We start from the raw sequence: 13,755 nt of genomic DNA, 5'->3' as shown, positions 1-13,755 counted from the left end.
TACCGGGCAAGCTGAGCCGCTGACACAGCGGCTCACGGTACATAGAGAGCCAGGAAGCGAGCGCCAGGATGTTCTCAGGGCCACTGAGTAGACCCGTGAGAATGAGCGCCCAGAGCGCATCCCAGGAATAAGTAATGCGGTTGGGATCGCGCCAGTCTGGAATTTGAGTTAGAAAGGGCAGTGGGCTGATCGGTTTTGGTTTCACACCTCAATGCTGATCGGCCCCGATCTTTTTTTGTACTCGCTTGAGATAAAAGCCTGGCCATGTACGGCAATGCTTCGGCCACACCCCGATGAATCCCCGCGCCGGGGCTGGGATCAATGCCCTCTCCCCGCCCCGCTGAGCGCCGCCGCCACTCCTGCACCAGCGCCCCCTTCCCCGCGCCGATGTCCAGCAGATCGGCATGTGGGGGAAGGTGCAGCACTTCCAGCAAAGGCTGATGCGGCCAGCCCACGGCAGTCAGGCGGGAAAGCAGGGCGTCTCGCCGCGCCAGCCTGGATTCAGCAGACACGGCTCAGGGCTGCTTGTACGTCACCCGGTACATCACGCCGTTGCCGTCGTCGGTGACAAACAGTGCGCCGTCCGGGGCCACCTGCACGTCGGCGGGCCGCCCGGAAGTGGACAGGCCCAGCGCCCCCAGAAATCCGGTCATGAAGTCCTTCGTCGCGCCCGTCTTGGGGTCCACGGTGATCACGCTGTAACCGCTCTTTTGCGGGCGGTTCCACGAGCCGTGCAGGGCCACGAACATCTTGCCCTGGTACTCGGCGGGGAACGCCTTGCCGGTATAGAACGCCATGCCCAGCGGCGCGGCGTGGGCGGTGGTGGTGGCAAAGGACGGCTGGGCCGCCTCGCAGACTGCCGGGGTTTTCTTCCCGAAGTCCTTGTCCCAGACCTGGGGTTCACCGGCGACCACCGGGTAGCAGTAGGGCCAGCCGTAGTTCTTGCCGTCCATCACGCGGAAGAAGGATTCGGGCGGGTTGTCGCTTCCGGCCATGTCGCGCCCGTTGGCAGTGGCGTACAGGGTGTCGCCGGACCATTCCAGACCCACGGCGTTTCGCAGGCCCGTGGCGAAGGGGCGCCCGTTCTTGCCATCGGCGTCGTAGACCCAGACGGTGGCGCGCTGGGCGTTTTCTTCCTCGCAGACGTTGCAGGTGCTGCCCATCGCCACGTACAGCTTGCCGTCCGGCCCGAAGACGATGGTGCGCGAATGGTGCCGCCCCCCGGCTTCTAGACTGATGATCTTCTCGGGCGCGGCCCCCGGCTTCAGATCGCCGTCCTTGTACGGCATGCGGATCACGCCGTCCGTGTTGGCGACGTACAGGTAGCCGCCGTGAAAGGCCAGACTGTTGGGCTGGTCCAGCGCCGAAAGATACGTCTGTGCGCCGTCCAGAACGCCGTTTTTATCGCGGTCCGACAACACCAGCACACGCCCGGTGCCGGGGTCCTTGCCCTCGTCGGCCACGAACAGATCGCCGTTGGGGGCAAAGGCCATCAGGCGCGGCTTGCCCAGGTCCTGGGCGTACAGGTCCGCCTGGAAGCCTGCCGGGAGGGTCAGTCCCGCGTTGGGTCTGGTGGTGTCAGGGCGCTGGACCACCGCGCAGGAGCCGAGGGCGAGGGTCAGCAGACCGCCCAGCAGGGCCGCGCGTCGTGTGTTGGGGGAGAGCATGCCCCATGAGACATGGGCGACATGAAAAAGGGGGGTCACTTGGTTAAACCGTGGCTGAGACTGCCTCCGGGCTTACGTTGTTGGCACGGATGCATCGGCAGAGAAGGACGTAGGAAGGATGGGCGGTAGACGGGGAGAAATTACAGCGCGAAACGTCATTCGAGGCCAGATCGCCAGCACCTGCTAGGACGACGTGGGGATATTCATAGAACGCTGGAACAACCTCAATCCAGCGCTGAGATTTGATGAAACCCCACGATTGATCCGTGGCAGGCAGGACACAGTGACCGCCATGAAGACTTCCAATGTGCTGTACATCCTCGGTTACGCCTCGATCATTCTCTCGGCCACCAACTTCCTGCGCGGCAAGACCAAGGACGGCCAGGAGCAGGACATCAAGGAGCGCGACGGCCTGTTCCTGGGCCACTGGGCACCCACCTTCTTCATTCTGGGCAAGGTGGCCGAGGACCGCGAGAAGGACGGGCGCAGCCTGCTGGACTTCAGCTAAACGCCATAAACTCAATTCACAGAGACCGCCGAGGCAGGTGCTTCCGGCGGTTTCATTTGGCCTGCCGCCGATGCTCTAGCCTTCTGGCATGACCTCTACCTCGAAAAAAACCCTGAATGTCACGTGGCTGGGCGAGCAGCGCTATCTGGGCGTCAGCGAGAGCGGGCACCAGCTTCTGATCGACAACAGCGCCACCAAAATCGGCGTTTCCCCGATGGAGGCGCTGCTGGGCGCGCTGGCGACCTGCACGGCCTACGACGTGGTGGAGGTGATGAAAAAACGCCGCACGCCGCTGGCCAGTTACCGCATCGAGGTAGAGGGCACGCGGGCCGACACGGACCCCAAACGCTACACCCACATCATCGTGCGCCACATCGCGGGCGGCGAGGGCATTACCGCCGAGGCGCTGGAGCGGGCCGCGCACCTGAGCCACGAGAAATACTGCTCGGTGGCCTCCAGCCTGAACAGCGAGATCAGCGTGGAAACGCGGGTAGAGACGGCTTAACCCGGCCTCAGCCCCTGCGTTTCGCTGCCTTGAGGGCCGCGAGCGCCTTGCCCCGGTGGCTGATGGCCTGCTTCTCGGCCACGCTCATCTCGGCCAGGGTGCGGGTCTGGCCGTCGGGAACGAACAGGGGATCATAGCCGAAGCCGCCGTCGCCGCGCGGGCCTTCCAGCAGGGTGCCGGACAGCTCGCCCCGGTACGATTCCACCTGCCCGTTGGGATGGGCCAGGACCAGCACCGAGACGAACCTGGCGCGTCGGTTGGCCTGCCCGCGCAGTTTTTCCAGCAGGTACACATTGCGTTCCAGATCGCTGTCGCGGCCCCCAAAACGGGCGCTGTACACGCCGGGTTCGCCGTTCAGCGCCTCTACCTCGATGCCGCTGTCGTCGGCCAGCGCCGTGGTGCGGGTCATCAGCGCCACCGTGCAGGCTTTCAGGGCGGCGTTCTCGGCGTAGGTGGCCCCGGTTTCCTCGGGCATGGGCACGCCCTGCACCGGCTGCAAGTCCCAGTTCAGATCGGCCAGCGCCGCCTCGATCTCGCGCACTTTTCCGGCGTTTCCCGTCGCCACCGTTACTCGCATCAGGCCATTGCTCATCACACTCCAGAGTGTACGGGGAAATGCACAGCAGCAGGTGCGGAAATCCGGTCCCTCCCCCCACCAGTCCCCCCCAACACCAGCCCCCGGCCTCAGTCGCCCAGCGGCAATTCGGCGCGCACCCGCCAGCGTTCCTGGCCCTCCGGTTTCTCGAACAGGGTCAGAGAGGTGTAATTCTGCGTGGTGAAGGGCTGAACACACGCCTCCAGTTCGCGGCGCAACTCCTGCGGGTCATTGCCCCTATAGGGCTGGACCAGCGTGAAATGCGGCTCCCAGGTATCCAGCCCGCGCGGCGTGTGCAGCAGCGACATGCGCGCGCCCTCGAACGGTCTGGCATACAACCCCTGGGCCACCTGCTCAGCAAAGGGTGAGGCGGTCACGAAGCGGGCGAGGCGGGCCAGCAGCAACGTGTGCGCCACCAGCAAGGCCGGGGAAGGGTCCAGGCGCAGCACCCACGTTTCGCCGTCGTCCCACACATCGATGCGCCCGTTGCTCAGCGAAAGGTCCGCGTCGGGCGAGAGGCAGGCCACGCAGGCGCGCGCCTCGGCCTCGATGGCGGGCCACCACGCCGGATCGGTGGAAAAGCCCTCCACCACCGTCAGATGAAAGCCGAACGGCCCCGCGTCGGTTTGCCACTCGGGACGCAGGAAGGTGGGCAGGGGGACGGGCTGGCCTGCACGCACATCGAAACCCAGCAGTTCGGACCCCATCTGGTACAGCGCCGATCCAGCGGGCGGACACAGGTAGACGGCGAAACGCGTTCCGGCGGTGGGGTCAGGCATGGCGCGATTGTGGCAGATGGCCGGGCGTGGACTGGGTGCCACAGACAGAAAGGTGGACGCAAAGGCTCTCTGCACCCCCACGCCCACAGTTCCAGCCCGTTCACTTCAGAGAAATCCGAACCTCGTTGCCCGCGCTGTCCTCGGCGCTGATCAGTTCGCCAGGGGGCGGATCGGCCTCGATCAGCAGTTGCAGGGTGTCCAGGCTGAATCCGGCACTCTCCAGCGCGCGGATGCCGTGCGGCGGAATCAGCTTGTGCAGGTGCGGCGCGAGGCTGACGGGCAGGTTGGCGCTGTACTCGTCGCCCGCCGAGGACTCCACCCGGATTTGCAGGATGCGGGCCGAGCCGGAGCGCGAGTTGCTATACTGATACTGGTAGTCGTACTGGGGTGTCTTGCCCTCGAACACGCCCTCGACAGCGCGTTCCACGGTATCGGTGATGCGGTCTACCATGCCCTCTATTCCTCCTCTGCCCGCGCGGGGGCGGCTGCCGGGGTCCCAGGCCCATTGCGGGCCGCGTTCGTCCTCTGTACGCGGGTTGCCGAAGCCTCCGGGGGGCTGGTTTCCAGGGAATGGGGGCGGACGGGGCGGCGGGGGCGGCACATCACGCACGCCGCGCAGCAGCAGCAGGTGTTCGGCCACCTGTCCGGTGTCCAGCTCGTCGCGCTTGAGGAGCGAGTCGATCAGTTCGCGGTCACTGTCGGTCAGGGCCAGTTTGGCGCTCAGGGCGGCCAGCAGCGGCCCGGCGTCCTCCAGGCTCAGGCGGCCCGCGCGGACCAGGTCGAGAAGACGTTTGACTTTCTCTTTCATGGGGTCCTCCCGTGGGCGGGCAGTCTCATCTGGATGGTCATGGCAGGTCACCCTGCGGAGGGCGGCGGCTGGACCCCGGCAGCTCCGGGGAGAACACCAGCAGGGCACGCTCGCCGGACATCACGGCCCTGCCGCACAGATCGCCCCCGTCCGAACCCGTCTGCCGGGCCAACTGATAGATATGCCACTGCTCAGGGGTGACGTGCAGCATGGCTTGCAGACGCTGCCAGAGCCTTCCGAGAGGGCTGGAGCGGGGCACTTCGACGGCAGCTTGCCGGACCCGGCGAATCACGCGGTAGCCCTTGCCGGAGCGGCCTATGGGGTGAGAAGAAACAGTGCGGGAGGAAGAAACAGTGTGGGGGGAAGAAGAGGCGCTCATCTCACATCCTCCGTGAGCAGCTTGACCTGTCCGGCGGCCACCTTGCACGACAGGTAAGCCGCGCCACTGCCCAGTTCCCCGGCGTGCTGCGTATTCATGAAGCCGCCGCTCTTACGGGTGGGAAAGTCGGCCTTGAACGCGCCCACGGTCACGTCGGCGTCCACGCGCAGGCTGCTGCCCGGAAGCAGATGCAGGGTGGCGTTTCCAGCGTTGACTTCCAACCGGTGATCGCCGCCCGCCAGCACCCCAGCCCATTTGAGGTTGCCGCCATTGACGCTGGCGTTCAGGCTGTGCGCGCCGCTCAGGGTCAGGTTGCCGCCATTGACGTTCAGATGCGTGGGGCCGTCCACCTCGGCGGCGGTCAGGTTGCCGCCGTTGACCTCGGCCTTCAGCGACGCGGCGCGGCCCATGCGGACGTTGCCACCGTTGACGTCCGCCCACAGCTCGCCGCCCAGATCGGGCAGGGTCAGGTTGCCGCCCTCCACCGAGGCACGTACATGCCGGGGCACGAAAGGCACCGAGAGGATGGCCTTGACATTGCCCCAGTGGCCTCTGGCGTGATCCACACGCTGAACCTGCCAGCCCTTCGGCGTGCCGGTCAGGCGCAACACGCCGTCCTCGTTGGCGCTCAGGTGCGGCGTGTCCAGCGAGGTGTCGTGCAGCACGGTCAGGGTGTAGCCGCTGACCCTGAGTGTCAGGTCGGCGGGAATATCGCTGACACTGCCCTGCTGGGCGGCGGGCATCACGGCTTCCGGCTCGTCGGCGGGCGTGCCTTCCAGCAGCCCGGCGGCTTCCTCGGCGGTGAGTTTGCCCTCGGCCACCAGACGCTGCACCTGCGAACGGAAGTCCTCTGCGGGCGATTGCTTTTCATTCATATCCGTCTCCTTGAGAGAATAGAAACATAGATTTATCAGAATGTCAATACAGAGCTTAGTGTCTGATTCTTGCGAATAGGACTTTTACTGTCCTGCACACGAATTGAGATATGAGTCTCGCCCGCCCTTGACGCCTATAGCAATCTCGATCTTCTATTCGCTCATTCCCGCTGCGATCATCCTGCTGCAAATCAGGCCGTCTGCCGCACCCGTCCTTCCCTCTCCCCTATGCTTGACGCCATGACATTGCCCGAACTCACCCCTGCTCAGCGCACCGATGTGGAACTGCTGGCGCGCGGCAAGGCGGAAAAGAGCCGCACCCTGCGCGAGATGAACCTGCCCGAGACGCCGGAATCCGCCCACACGCTGCTGCTGCGCCTGGGCATCTGGAACGAGGCCAAAACGCCCTACGCGGACCGTCTGGGCGCAACATTGACCCACCTGACACTGGACGTGCCGGATTTTGCCGACGAGGACCGGCTGGACCTGACCCACCTGCCCGCCTACGCCATCGACGACGAGGGCAACCGTGACCCGGACGACGCGATAGGCATTGAGGCGCTGGAGGGCGGCCTGATCCGTCTGTGGGTGCATGTGGCGGACGTGGCCGCGCTGGTGCCGCCCGAGAGCGAACTGGACCTGGAGGCCCGCGCACGCGGCGCGACCCTGTACCTGCCGGACCAGACGATTGGCATGCTGCCCGACGCCCTGATCGAGAAGACCGGGCTGGGCCTGCACGACACCATGCCCGCGCTCTCGATCTCGCTGGATCTGGACGCCGACGGCAACGCCGACGCCGTGGATGTGGCCCTGACCACCGTGCGGATCACGCGCCTGACCTACATGGGCGCACAGGCCAAGCTGGAAGCGGGCGAGGAACCCTTCGTGACGCTGGCAAGACTGGCCCACGCCAGCAAGGAACTGCGCGACTCCGAGGGTGCGCTGAGCATCGAACTGCCCGAAGTGAAGATCAGTGCCGACGAGAACGGCGCGTCCGTGACGCCGCTGCCCAAGCCGGAAATGCGCTTCGTGGTGCAGGAATGCATGACGCTGGCGGGCTGGGCCACCGCCATCTACGCCGACGATCACGACATTCCCCTGCCGTTCGCCACCCAGGCCGATCCCAGCCGTGAGGTGCGGGGAGAGGGGCTGGGCGTGCAGTGGGCGCGGCGCAGGACGCTGGCCCGCACGCGCTTTCAGCCGTCGCCGGGGCCGCATTCCGGCATGGGGCTGGATCTGTACGCGCAGGCCACCAGCCCCATGCGGCGTTACCTGGATCTGGTGGTGCATCAGCAACTGCGCGCCGCGCTGACGGGCCGCGAACCGCAAGGCGGCAAGGTGGTGGCCGCCCACATTGCCCAGGCCACCCTGAACGCCGACGCCACCCGGCAGGCCGAGCGCCTGAGCCGCAAGCACCACACCCTGCGTTACGCCGCCGCCCAGCCGGACCGCGAGTGGGAGGCCGTGGTGGTGGACCGCCGGGGACCGCAGGCCACCCTGCTGATTCCCGAACTGGCCTACGATCTGCCCTTCAGCACGCCCGCGCCCGTGGGAACGGTGCTGCGGGTGCGGCTGGTAGACATCAACCTGCCCGCGCTGAGCATGCGGGCGCGTTTGGTGTGAACCGACGCTGAAAGTTGACGGTTGATGGTTGATGGAAAACAGACCGCGCTCCATCTTTTTGCAGCCATCACTTTCCACTCACCAAACCGCCTGTGGGCTTGACTCTGCCACAGATGTCAGGGTTTAGAGTCTGGAGGCGGGGGGCCACATGCGAATCGGCGAACTTTCCCGCTTAACCGGGGTCAGCGTGCGGGCCATTCGGCACTACGACGGCCTGGGCCTGCTGATTTCCCGGCGCGAGGACAACCGTTACCGCGTCTTTGGGCCGGACGATGTGGAGCGGGTGCGCCTGATTCAACTGTTTCTGAGCGTGGGCTTTCGGCTGGAAGAAATCCGCGAATATGGCCCGTGCTGGCAGGGCGACGCCTCCGTGACCCAGACCATTCCGGCGGATCAGGTGGCCGCCTTCTATGGGCGCAAGGTGGCCCAGATAGACCGCCAACTGGCCGCGCTGCACACCCTCCGCACCCAGCTTAAAGAACAGATGGACCGCCTGCCCAACGCGGATTAACCCCCTTCAACACGCCCCAGACAGGAGAATCCATGCAGCTTCAACTGATCAGAAATGCCACCCTTCGTCTTGAGTACGCCGGACACACGCTGCTGATAGACCCCTTTCTGGCAGAAAAACATAGTCTGCCACCGTTCGCGGGCCTGGAGAACAACCCCACCACCGGGCTGCCCGTTACGCCTTCTGCCGTGCTGGACGGCGTGGAGCTGACCCTGATTTCCCACCTGCATGCCGATCATTTTGACCCGGCAGCGCAGGAGCTGTTGCCCAAGGACATGCCCATTTTCTGCCAGTCGGGTGATGAAACTGCGATTCAGGGCTTCGGCTTTCAGCAGGTCACGCCGCTGGCGGGCGAAGTCCAGTGGAAGAACATCACGCTGCGGCCCACGCCCGGACAGCACGGCTCCGGCCCGATTCTGGAACAGATGGGTTCGGTGATAGGTCTTGTTTTGCAGGGTGAAGGCGAACCGACGGTGTACTGGCTGGGCGACACCATCCTGACGCCAGAAGTGCAGGGCGTCTTGCAGGAGGTTCAGCCCAATGTAGTGATCGTCCATGCAGGGGGCGCAACGCTGGGCGGCACAGTGCTGATCATGGACGCCGGGCAGACGCTGGAGGTGTGCCGGGCCGCTTCTGGGGCGACGGTGGTTGCCACGCACCTGGAATCGCTGGACCACTGCACCGTCAGCCGTGCGGCCCTGAAAGCCGCCGCGCAGGACGCAGGCATCCAGAATCTGCGGGTTCCCGAAGACGGCGAAACGCTGAAGCTGTAGCCCTCAACCGAAAATTCAGGATACGACTCGGCCAGTGTGGACCCGTCACGCTGGCCGTTCGTACCGCACTCCAATGGAGGCACGCCCTGTCTGTACTCAGTTCAGTACATCTACAGCGGAAATGTACTCGGGACATTTAACCCACAGCCGAAAAACAACGTTGAACACGCACATTTCGTGCAGCCAAACCTGCTTCATCTTTCATTCATATGCCCCCCTCTCTGCTTAAACTGCCAGACATGACCGCCGTGAGCCGGGTATTGAACGACATCGTGTCACTGCGAATGAACCATTGCCGAGCTGAGCAGGCCGCGCAGGCCGCGCAGTATCACCTGGCCGTGCAGAACTACCGCGCGTGCCTGGAAGCCGCCGAATGCCGCGAGGATTGCCAGGCGGTGCAGTTCTTCGCCCTGAAACTGTCGGGCTGCTACGAGCAGATGCACCTGCACGACAAGGCCGCCCAGTTCCGCGCCCTGGCAGACGTGGAAAACGAGTTGCCGGGCCTGCTGGGCTGAAACTCAGAGCGCCTGCGAACCGTACTGGCAGCATGTTGAAGCTGCTGCTCTTGACTGCCGTGCTGGCCCTGCCCGTCGCCTCTGCGGCTTCCGTGACGTTGGGAGCCGGACAGACGGTCATGGTGGACGGCGCAAAAATCACGCTGCTGCGCTTCACCGACAGCCGCTGCCCCGAAAAGGCCATCTGCGTGATGGCGGGCAATGTGAAGGCCAGTCTCTTTGTGGTTCGGGGAAAATCCGCGCGCCTGCACACGGTCTACCTGCCGGGTATACCTGTTTCGACGGCTGCCGGAGAGTTGAGCTTGAAGGCGGCGACGCGGCGGGAGGGCAGCGGGGCGCAGAAACTGACGTTCGTGGTGGAAAAATAGGTGGCTGCGGCGGGAGGCTTGCGCGCACCAATCCCCCTAGCCCCCACCGCCCACCCCTCAACCACACTCGCTAGAGTGACCCCCATGAAGTACGTGTCTACCCGTGGCCTGCGTGATCTGGGGGGTTTTTCGGATGTTCTGCTGATGGGGCTGGCCCCGGACGGCGGCCTCGCCATGCCCGAGCGCATCCCGACTTTTGGCCCGGACGAGCTGGAGGGGCTGCGCGGCCTGGAGTACTCAGCGCTGGCCTACGCGGTCATGCGCCCGTTCATCGACGACATTCCCGAGGCTGACCTGCGCCAGATGTTGCGTGCCACTTACCACCCAGACGTGTTCCACAGCGCCGAGATCACCCCGCTGGTCCGGCTGGGCGACTCCGATCTGTACCTGCTGGAACTGTCCAATGGCCCCTCGCTGGCCTTCAAAGACATCGCCATGCAGTTTCTGGGTCACGTTTTTGAATACGTGCTGGAGTGGCGGGGCGAGCATCTGAACATTCTGGGCGCGACCTCGGGCGACACCGGATCGGCGGCGGAATACGCCATGCTGGGCAAGGCCCGCGTGAACGTGTTCATGCTCTCGCCGCACGGGCGCATGAGCGCTTTTCAGCAGGCACAGATGTTCAGCATCGACGAGCCGAATATCTTTAATATCACCGTGGACGGCGTGTTCGACGACTGCCAGGATCTGGTCAAGGAGGTCAATGCCGACGCCGAATTCAAGGCCAGATACACCATCGGGGCCGTCAACTCGATCAACTGGGCGCGGGTGCTGGCGCAGGCGGTGTATTACTTCAAGGCGTATTTTGCGCTGAACCTTCCTACTGGGCAGACGGCGGATTTCAGCGTGCCGTCCGGCAATTTCGGCAACGTGTTCGCCGGGTATCTGGCTAAACGCATGGGCCTACCGATTGGACAACTGGTGGTGGCGAGCAACGAGAACGACGTATTGCACGAGTTCTTTTCCACCGGGGTCTACCACGTCCGGCGGGCGGCGCAGGTGGCGCAGACCTCCAGCCCCAGCATGGACATCGGCAAGGCGTCCAACTTCGAGCGGTATCTGTATCTGGTGGCCGGGGCGGACGGCGTGCAGACCCGCGCGTGGTGGGACGAGGTGGGCGGCTCCAGACCCGTCGACCTGCGCGATTCGGGCCACTGGGACGCCGTGAAGGCCAGCGGTTTTGTCGGCGGACGCAGCAGCCATCAGGACCGGTTGGACACCATTCGCCGCGCCGATGGGGAGTTTGGACGCTTGATCGATCCGCACACCGCCGACGGCCTGCTCGTGGGTGAGCGGTACGCGCGGCCCGGCGTGCCGATGGTCTGCCTGGAAACCGCCCTGCCTGCCAAATTCGAGAGAACGGTGGAGGAAGCCGTGAACCGCATCCCACCGCGCCCCGAACGCTTTGAGGGCATCGAGAAGCTGCCGCGCTATTTCACAGTGATGGACAACGACGCGGCGGCGTTGAAGGCGTTTGTAGTAAAGAAGTTAGAGGCGACTCTAAAAGCAGCGCCCTGAACCCCGCACTAAACTCCGGGGCATGAAGCACCTCTCCGCCACCGATGCCACGCCGCGCAGCCTGGGCTTTGCCATGCCTCCGGAATGGGAGAGACACGCCGCCACCTGGATGAGCTGGCCCGCTGACGACGAGTTGTGGTTCGGCCATCTGGAGGCCGTGCGCGCCGAATTCGCTGAGCTGGTCCGCACGATTGCCCGCTTCGAGCCGGTGCAGTTGCTGACCCGCGATGCCCACAGCCGTCAGGACGCCGCCGAGCGTCTGGCCGGGGCCGACGTGACCTTCCACGACGTGCCACTGAACGACGTGTGGATCCGCGACAACGGCCCGCTGTTCGTTACTCGCGCCTCCGGCGAGGTTTCCCTGGTCAACTGGCGCTTCAACGCCTGGGGCGGCAAATTCGACTCCGCCGAGGATGACCGCGTGCCGGAAGCTGTGACCCACATTCTGGACGCCTCTCACTGGGATGTCCCGGTGGTGCTGGAGGGCGGCGCACTGGAAATCGGCGGCGCGGGCGTGGCGCTGACCACCCGCTCGTGCCTGCTGACCGATACGCGCAATCTTGGCCTGGACGCGGGCAAATACGCCGACTGGCTGCGCGAATACCTGGGCGTCAGCAAGCTGCTGTGGCTGGGCGCGGGGCTGGAGAATGACCACACCGACGGCCACATCGACACCATCACCCGCTTTACCGATGAGCGGACGATTGTGACCAGCGTGGAGGCAGATGAGACGGACCCCAACCACGCGGTCATGTCGGCCAATCTGGCGGCGCTGCGGGAGATGACGGACGCGGACGGCCAGCCTTTCCGTATCGTGGAATTGCCGCTGCCCGCCGAGTATCTGGAAGGCGCAGAGGGAAGATTGCCGCCCACCTACGCCAACTTCTACATCGGCAACGGCTTCGTGGTGGTGCCGCAGTACGGCGATCCCAACGACGCCCGCGCCCTGGACATTCTGGCTCCCCTCTTTCCAGGGCGAGAGGTCATCGGCCTGAGTAGCCGGGCGATCATCGAGGGCGGCGGCTCGTTTCACTGCATCACTCAACAGCAGCCAGCGGGGGCAGTGTGGACGGGCGAGTAGAATCGTGATCCCGATTAAAAGGTTCTATGCGAATTTATGATATTTTAGATCTATAAACGTAGATAAATCATATCTACAAGCTATAAAAAATATTTCTACATGCTCTAAGACGTCGGTCAGCGTTTTAACTATCTAATCCCTATTCTCAAAGCTATATCTCCATCTGATACACAGCCCAATAAAAGATATTTTTGCTTTTTAGATCCCTATTGAGGAATATAAAGAGGAAGTCTCGAATTTATGAAAAAAAATTCTATGGACTGCGAAATCGTTCTGGCAACTTTCAACGGTGATAGATATCTCAAAGATCAGTTAGATAGCCTAGAAGCACAAACAGTCAGGTGTAATATCCTATGCCATGATGATGGTTCTAGCGATAACACGCTAGTGCTGTTAAAAGAACATGCGCTGAATAATAATCATCTTCATATCATTTCTGGTCCTCCTTCAGGAAGTGCGGGTCAGAATTTCTCTTTCTTACTTGAAAATACAACAGCCAATTACGTTTTCTGTGCAGACCAAGATGATGTATGGCTACCGGATAAAGTCGCGCATGGATTGAAAATCATTCAATTTTATGAACAGGTCTATGGTTCCGATATGCCGTTGATTGTGCATAGCGATATGACGCTCATTGATGAACATGGCAAAAATATTGCCAGCTCAATGTGGGAATATCAAAATATAGACCCCGATTGGGGAAGTCAATTTAACTTACTTTTGACACAGAATGTAATTGCCGGCTGTTCGATGGTCGTCAATCGGGCATTGCTCAATTTAGCTTTGCCTGTACCAGCGACGGCAATCATGCACGATTGGTGGCTTGCCCTGGTTGCCTGCGCCTTTGGCAAAGTTATATGGGAAGCAGAGAGTAAAATACTTTACAGGCAGCACACGAAAAACGTGATGGGGGCAGAAAAATATGACGAACGATTTCTACTCCTGAAGCTGATCTCCTTCGGTCATTCCGGCAAGGTGGCGTACCGCAACGACTGTCGATTACGCGACGCAAAACAGGCCGAGGCTTTTGTTGAGCGATTTCCGACATCCTCATATGCAGTTCAGGCCAGTCTCTTTGCACAACTTCCACAAATGCACACATGGCAACGTCGTCACATGATCCTGCAACAAAGATTTTTTAAGATCAGTATAATGCGTAATATAGGCTGGCTTATCTAGATGCAAGCCGTATTTACACAGCTTCTATGATTCGGCGTGGTGCAGCAAAATTTTCATTTGTTGGGCACCAT

17 protein-coding genes are annotated in these 13,755 nt (G+C 62.8%); 10 read left to right on the top strand and 7 right to left on the bottom strand.

Annotated elements, in window-relative coordinates:
• Together BOO71_RS26950 and BOO71_RS10850 are read right to left on the bottom strand one after the other, a co-directional pair.
• The coding region (locus tag BOO71_RS26950) for a transposase family protein (protein WP_139322884.1) at nt 1-205 on the bottom strand (205 nt) is incomplete at its 3' end.
• Nucleotides 206-515: 310 nt separating this feature from the next.
• Entirely contained in the window at nt 516-1,667 is a 1,152-nt protein-coding gene (locus tag BOO71_RS10850; RefSeq protein ID WP_083653337.1) for a PQQ-dependent sugar dehydrogenase, read from the bottom strand.
• 292 nt (nt 1,668-1,959) lie between these two features.
• Here BOO71_RS10850 and BOO71_RS10845 point away from each other — a divergent pair, with 292 nt between their 5' ends.
• Together BOO71_RS10845 and BOO71_RS10840 are read left to right on the top strand one after the other, a co-directional pair.
• Nucleotides 1,960-2,175, top strand: coding sequence for a hypothetical protein (locus BOO71_RS10845; protein WP_075832228.1), 216 nt, complete (start codon nt 1,960-1,962; stop codon nt 2,173-2,175).
• Between the two features lie 88 nt (nt 2,176-2,263).
• Nucleotides 2,264-2,680, top strand: a complete 417-nt coding sequence (locus BOO71_RS10840; RefSeq protein WP_075832189.1) for an OsmC family protein — start codon at nt 2,264-2,266, stop codon at nt 2,678-2,680.
• 7 nt (nt 2,681-2,687) lie between these two features.
• Here the strand turns inward: BOO71_RS10840 and rdgB are convergent, their stop codons facing one another.
• The 5 genes from rdgB to BOO71_RS10820 all read right to left on the bottom strand — a co-directional run bounded on the left by rdgB (nt 2,688) and on the right by BOO71_RS10820 (nt 6,116).
• Entirely contained in the window at nt 2,688-3,272 is a 585-nt protein-coding gene (gene rdgB / locus BOO71_RS10835; RefSeq protein WP_254843117.1) for an RdgB/HAM1 family non-canonical purine NTP pyrophosphatase, read from the bottom strand.
• A gap of 92 nt (nt 3,273-3,364) precedes the next feature.
• Nucleotides 3,365-4,054 (bottom strand): hypothetical protein, encoded by a 690-nt coding sequence (locus BOO71_RS10830; protein WP_075832223.1) that lies wholly within the window; start codon nt 4,052-4,054, stop codon nt 3,365-3,367.
• 100 nt (nt 4,055-4,154) lie between these two features.
• Nucleotides 4,155-4,862 (bottom strand): hypothetical protein, encoded by a 708-nt coding sequence (locus tag BOO71_RS10825; RefSeq protein WP_075832187.1) that lies wholly within the window; start codon nt 4,860-4,862, stop codon nt 4,155-4,157.
• Nucleotides 4,863-4,899: 37 nt separating this feature from the next.
• Nucleotides 4,900-5,241, bottom strand: a complete 342-nt coding sequence (locus BOO71_RS26945; RefSeq protein WP_139322883.1) for a hypothetical protein — start codon at nt 5,239-5,241, stop codon at nt 4,900-4,902.
• The gene (locus tag BOO71_RS10820; RefSeq protein ID WP_075832185.1) at nt 5,238-6,116 is read right to left on the bottom strand and encodes a hypothetical protein; all 879 of its coding nucleotides are present in this window, start codon (nt 6,114-6,116) and stop codon (nt 5,238-5,240) included. Before BOO71_RS10820 ends, BOO71_RS26945 begins: the two co-directional genes overlap by 4 nt.
• Before the next feature lie 240 nt (nt 6,117-6,356).
• On the opposite strand from BOO71_RS10820, the gene BOO71_RS10815 reads away from it, so the two are divergent.
• The 8 genes from BOO71_RS10815 (at nt 6,357) to BOO71_RS10780 (ending at nt 13,684) form a co-directional block, all read left to right on the top strand.
• Nucleotides 6,357-7,739, top strand: a complete 1,383-nt coding sequence (locus BOO71_RS10815; protein ID WP_075832221.1) for an RNB domain-containing ribonuclease — start codon at nt 6,357-6,359, stop codon at nt 7,737-7,739.
• Between the two features lie 148 nt (nt 7,740-7,887).
• A complete protein-coding gene (locus tag BOO71_RS10810; protein ID WP_075832183.1) occupies nt 7,888-8,250 on the top strand; it encodes a MerR family transcriptional regulator in 363 nt (120 codons plus the stop codon).
• Nucleotides 8,251-8,282: 32 nt separating this feature from the next.
• Nucleotides 8,283-9,023 carry an MBL fold metallo-hydrolase gene (locus tag BOO71_RS10805; RefSeq protein WP_075832181.1) on the top strand — a complete coding sequence of 247 codons (741 nt, stop codon included), beginning with the start codon at nt 8,283-8,285 and terminating at the stop codon, nt 9,021-9,023.
• A 239-nt stretch (nt 9,024-9,262) separates the two neighbouring features.
• Complete coding sequence (locus BOO71_RS10800; protein WP_075832219.1) at nt 9,263-9,538, top strand: hypothetical protein; 276 nt, start codon at nt 9,263-9,265, stop codon at nt 9,536-9,538.
• Between the two features lie 32 nt (nt 9,539-9,570).
• The gene (locus BOO71_RS10795) at nt 9,571-9,906 is read left to right on the top strand and encodes a hypothetical protein (RefSeq protein ID WP_075832179.1); all 336 of its coding nucleotides are present in this window, start codon (nt 9,571-9,573) and stop codon (nt 9,904-9,906) included.
• An 84-nt stretch (nt 9,907-9,990) separates the two neighbouring features.
• Complete coding sequence (thrC, locus tag BOO71_RS10790; RefSeq protein WP_075832177.1) at nt 9,991-11,424, top strand: threonine synthase; 1,434 nt, start codon at nt 9,991-9,993, stop codon at nt 11,422-11,424.
• A 22-nt stretch (nt 11,425-11,446) separates the two neighbouring features.
• Complete coding sequence (locus tag BOO71_RS10785) at nt 11,447-12,505, top strand: agmatine deiminase family protein (RefSeq protein WP_075832175.1); 1,059 nt, start codon at nt 11,447-11,449, stop codon at nt 12,503-12,505.
• Nucleotides 12,506-12,745: 240 nt separating this feature from the next.
• Complete coding sequence (locus BOO71_RS10780) at nt 12,746-13,684, top strand: glycosyltransferase family 2 protein (RefSeq protein WP_083653336.1); 939 nt, start codon at nt 12,746-12,748, stop codon at nt 13,682-13,684.
• Nucleotides 13,685-13,755 lie beyond the last annotated feature (71 nt).

Origin of the sequence: Deinococcus marmoris (genome assembly GCF_001949125.1) — a bacterium.
GTDB lineage: Bacteria > Deinococcota > Deinococci > Deinococcales > Deinococcaceae > Deinococcus > Deinococcus marmoris_A.
Note: the sequence above shows the minus strand (reverse complement) of the source record. Positions and strands in the feature narration are given on the sequence as shown.